3 protein-coding genes are annotated in these 4,643 nt (G+C 46.6%); 1 reads left to right on the top strand and 2 read right to left on the bottom strand.

Annotated features, from left to right (window positions below):
* Together WBA89_RS21225 and WBA89_RS21220 are read right to left on the bottom strand one after the other, a co-directional pair.
* The coding region (locus WBA89_RS21225) for an ATP-dependent metallopeptidase FtsH/Yme1/Tma family protein (RefSeq protein ID WP_424409241.1) at positions 1–1,064 on the bottom strand (1,064 nt) is incomplete at its 3' end.
* A 600-nt stretch (positions 1,065–1,664) separates the two neighbouring features.
* Positions 1,665–2,510, bottom strand: coding sequence for a M48 family metalloprotease (locus WBA89_RS21220; RefSeq protein WP_424409240.1), 846 nt, complete (start codon positions 2,508–2,510; stop codon positions 1,665–1,667).
* 513 nt (positions 2,511–3,023) lie between these two features.
* Here WBA89_RS21220 and WBA89_RS21215 point away from each other — a divergent pair.
* Complete coding sequence (locus WBA89_RS21215; protein ID WP_424409239.1) at positions 3,024–4,382, top strand: sensor histidine kinase; 1,359 nt, start codon at positions 3,024–3,026, stop codon at positions 4,380–4,382.
* Positions 4,383–4,643 lie beyond the last annotated feature (261 nt).

Here is a 4,643-nt window from a genome sequence, read left to right as displayed (position 1 = left end):
GTTTGAGAGTGAATGTTCAAAATTGCTTCGCGGCCAGATAAATCCGGGCGATCGACCAAAACTTGGCGATCGAAACGGCCAGGGCGCAACAAAGCAGCATCCAAACTTTCCGGGCGGTTCGTAGCAGCCAGCACAATTACCGTAGTATTGCCAGCAGCAAAACCATCCATTTCAGTTAATAATTGATTGAGAGTTTGTTCGCGTTCGTCATTCCCGCCAAACGCAGCGTTAGTGCTGCGAGATTTGCCGATCGCATCCAACTCATCAATGAAAATAATACAAGGAGCCTGCTTCTTAGCCTGCTCGAATAAATCTCTAACCCTTGCAGAACCAACGCCCACAAACAGTTCCACAAACTCCGAACCAGAGATACTAAAAAACGGCACGCCCGCTTCACCAGCCACAGCTTTTGCCAACAGCGTTTTGCCAGTTCCCGGAGGCCCGACTAACAGCACACCCTTCGGAATTCGCGCGCCAATTGCCGTAAAGCGATCGGGAGTTTTCAGGAACTCAACAACCTCTACCAATTCAGTTTTAGCCTCCTCTACTCCAGCCACATCAGCAAAAGTAATTTTCGCCGATTCACCTTCCACGTAGACCTTAGCTTTACTTTTGCCGATCGACAGCGCACCCTGCGGCCCACCACCGCCCCGGTTCATAAAAAATTGAAAAATCGCCACAAAAATCAGCGGCGGAATCACCCAGCTCAAAACACTGCCAATCCAGCCATTTTTAGAAGGAGGAGTTGCCGCAAATTCAACACCTTTTTCTTGCAAAAGTTTAGGCAGATCCAAGTCAAAAATGGGCGTAGTTGACAGCACTTGACCTGGTTTGTCGTCTTCACCTTTGAGTTGGTAGCGAATTTCATTTTGTCCTACCGAAGCTCGCACTACATCTTGTTCTTGGACTTGATGCACAAACAAGCTGTAAGGAACTCGCGGAATTTGCTCCCCAAACAAGTTGGGCAAAAAGATATTTGCCAGCAGAAACAAACTTGACAGCAATAACAAAATATTGCTAATTAATCGAAAACGAGGTAGTTTGGGCTGGTCTTTAATAGCCATTGAAAACTATCATCCTTGAATTTTAGTTAGTTTAATTCATCTATTTTCTCATCAAATAAGTACGCAGTGCCTTGGCGGATTTCCTCACTCGATCGGTCGGTTAACCGGGCATCAGTGATTTAGGATTGAAAACGAACCGCTTTCGAGGCGAAGACACAAAGGAATAGAACAAGAAAATAGACTTATAGTTAGCTGTCAATAATTAATAGTCAGGGTTACTTATTAGTTCACAATCCCTCGAACATTCTCTCTCTTTTATTATACCAATTTCATAAAGTTATGCTACTACCGAAAATTTGACTCCCCCCCCTTTATAAGGGGGGGTTGGGGGGGGGTAGATATGTAGCGCTATTTTATGAATTTGGTATTACTTCGCGACCTTTGCGTCTTCGCGGTTCGTTCTACCAGTGATTTAGGATTAAAAACCAACCGCTTTCGAGGCGAAGACACAAAGGAATAGAACAACAAAATAGACTTATAGTTGTCAATGATTAATTAATAGTCAGGGTTACTTATTAGTTCACAATTCCTCGAACATTCTCTCTCTTTTCTTACTTCGCGAGCTTTGCGTCTTCGCGGTTCAATTTAGTATAATTCTAGCTAACCGCCAGACACATTCTTAGCAAACTCTTCGCGTCCAGAAACCAAATTAGCTGGAACGCCGTTAGGGAAATTTTGGGCGATTAAAGCTTGCAACTTTTCAACTCGGTTTTCAGGGTTTGGGTGAGAACTCAAAAACTCCGGCGGCGCTTCGCCCTTCCTAGCAGCACCGAGAATTTGCATCAACTCAACAATACCTCTAGGATCGTAACCCGCCTCGGTCATAAACCTAAAACCGAGCCGATCGCTCTCAAGTTCATCCGATCTACCGTAGCGCAAACTCACAACTTGATTGACAGCTTGAGCAACTAATGCAGCCTGCTGGCCGCCACCGCGTTCATCGCTAGCCGCCACCCCAACCGCCGTTACCAAAGCCCTCCCCAACTGCTGTTTTGCCAAGTGTTCCGCAGCGTGTCGCCCGATAACGTGACCGGCCTCGTGTCCCAGTACAGCAGCCAACTGAGCCTCGGAATTCAGCCGCCGCAGGAGTCCGGCGGTAATGAAAACTTGTCCCCCCGGAAGAGCAAAAGCATTAACAGTTTTGGCGTCTCGCAGCAGGTAGAATTGAAACGGATAACCCGCTTTTTTCGCCTGCGAACCTTCGATCACCTTTTCTCCTACTCTCTTGACATACTGTTGAATTTTTGGGCTGGGATAAAGCCCCCCGTATTGAGCCGCCATTTTGTCTCGCGCCTGCAATCCCAAAACTACCTCTTGGCGCGGCGAAAGCTGCACCCGCTGTTTCTCTCCGGTAACAGGATTTTCTACACTGCTGCTAAAATAGGTAATTGCGCCAAAAAATGCCATTAACAGCCCGATCGCAGCGCGGAATAAAAATTTGTTCACAGGCGTTTACCTAAAAAGTTTAGCCAGTAGGATATTATACTGACAGCTACTTTTACATCTATCTGAAGTATTAACAATCGAAAGTTGTTAGATATTTTTTTGGATGATTTGCGAACAAGGCTTTTTTGAACGAACCGCGAAGACACAAAGCTCGCGAAGTGGCGCGCCAGCGCTTGGACATTAAGAAAGAGAAGAAGAGAAGAAGAGAAGAAGAGAAGAACGTTATAGTTGTGAATAGTTAGTTAATAGTTACTTAATGGTGATTAGTTCAGCATCACTTGAAGATAATCTCGCTCTTTTTGTCCCTCTTCCTTCTTCCCTCTTCCCTCTTCCTTCTTCCGACGGACTTACATCCGTTACATCCGTTACATCCCGTACATTGCTCGTTGCCGAACTTCCTTCTTCCTGATGACGTTGGACGGAAAGTTCGGAGGCGACAGCAAAACATGACTAATGACTAATGACTAATGACTAATGACTAATGACTAATGACTAATGACTTCGCAATGCAATATGTTTCAAGCTACTCGCCGCCGCCTTGCTATTTGGTATACGGCCGTTACTGCAGTGTTGTTACTATTATTCGCCACGGGTTTCTATTTTTACGTTCGCAATACTTTGATCGATCGCATTGACGATACTCTCAATCATGTTGTGGAAGTAGTAGAGCGCACACTTGTGATCGAACCAATCATTTTTGGAACCGATCAAACCAAGTCTCAAGTGAATATTCAAGCCAGTTTTCGAGACAGCAGCGATTCTGTAGAAGATGACCACATCGATTTAGAATGGTTCAGTCCTACCGGCGAGTTGCTGTGGTCTACTTTGTCGGAACCGCTAAATGTTCCGATCAACGCTAACCGCACCGGCGAAACAGTTTGGGTGATTAATAATAAGTTGAACTCAGAGCAAAACTATTCCCTCAGACAAGTAACGCAGCGAGTGGAAATCGGCCGCCAAGTTTTGGGATATTTGCGAGTCAGCCATCCTTGGTTTGAAGTGACAAAACCGATCCGCCAATTAATTTTTGATTTGATTTTGGGGACTGGTTTAACTTTAATTGGCGTGGCGGCTATTGGCTGGTTGCTGTCGGGATTGGCGATCGCACCGGTGCGAGAATCTTACGGCCGTCTCAAACAGTTTACCGCCGATGCTTCCCACGAACTCAGAAATCCGATCGCCACTATTCAAACTAACGTACAAGTAGCTTTGGCGGAACCGGATATCGAACCGCAGCAACACCAACAGCTACAGGTAATCGAACGCCTGACGCGCCGTTTGGGGCGGTTGGTTGACGATTTGCTGTTTTTAGCCAGACAAGACAGCGGTATCCTGCAGCAGCAGTGGGTTGAAGTTCCCCTCGACGCTTTGTTGATAGAAGTAATTCAGGAACAACAGGCGATCGCCCGACACCAAAATCTCTCTCTTTCCCTCGAAATTATCGATTCCCCCAAGCTTGAAGATAACTTTACAGTTTTGGGCGACTGGGATCAACTAGCGCGAGTATTTACCAATCTCGTCAGCAACGCAGTGCAGTACACAGCCTCTGGTGGCGAAATTGAAGTAGAATTGCAGGTTCCAGTCAAAAACAAAAGAAATTCGTCCGCGCTCAATTCTGTACTGCAAATCAAAGTAACAGACACCGGCACCGGAATTTCCCCGGAAGCGCTACCGCATTTGTTTGATCGATTTTACCGCGCCGATCCCGCCCGCACCCACAGCAGCGCCGCCGGTTCCGGTTTGGGATTAGCCATCACCAAAGCAATTGTCGAAAACCACCGCGGCCAAATCCGCATAGACAGCCAAGTCGATCGGGGAACCGCTGTCACCGTCACCCTCCCCGCCCACAAATTAGAACAATTCCGTCTCTAAAAATCCCCTCTTCCCCTCTTCCCCTCTTCCCCTTCTCTGCGCCCTCTGCGCCCTCTGCGGTTAAAAAAATCTACCCCTCAAACCTTGATTCTTCCTAACTCACACCCAAACACAACTATTAAAATTCATTTCCGGCATAGATTACCATGCTATTTGTTAGAAAACCTCGATCGAACTTGTGAGGAGTTACTTATGTTTCGCCACAATCTACCGTTCAAAAAAATCAGCCTGCTAGCAGCCACCTGCGGCGGTTTACTCGTC

The sequence above is a fragment of the Microcoleus sp. genome, assembly GCF_049646505.1.
Lineage (GTDB): Bacteria > Cyanobacteriota > Cyanobacteriia > Cyanobacteriales > Microcoleaceae > Microcoleus.
This window is presented reverse-complemented; position numbering and strand designations above follow the sequence as displayed.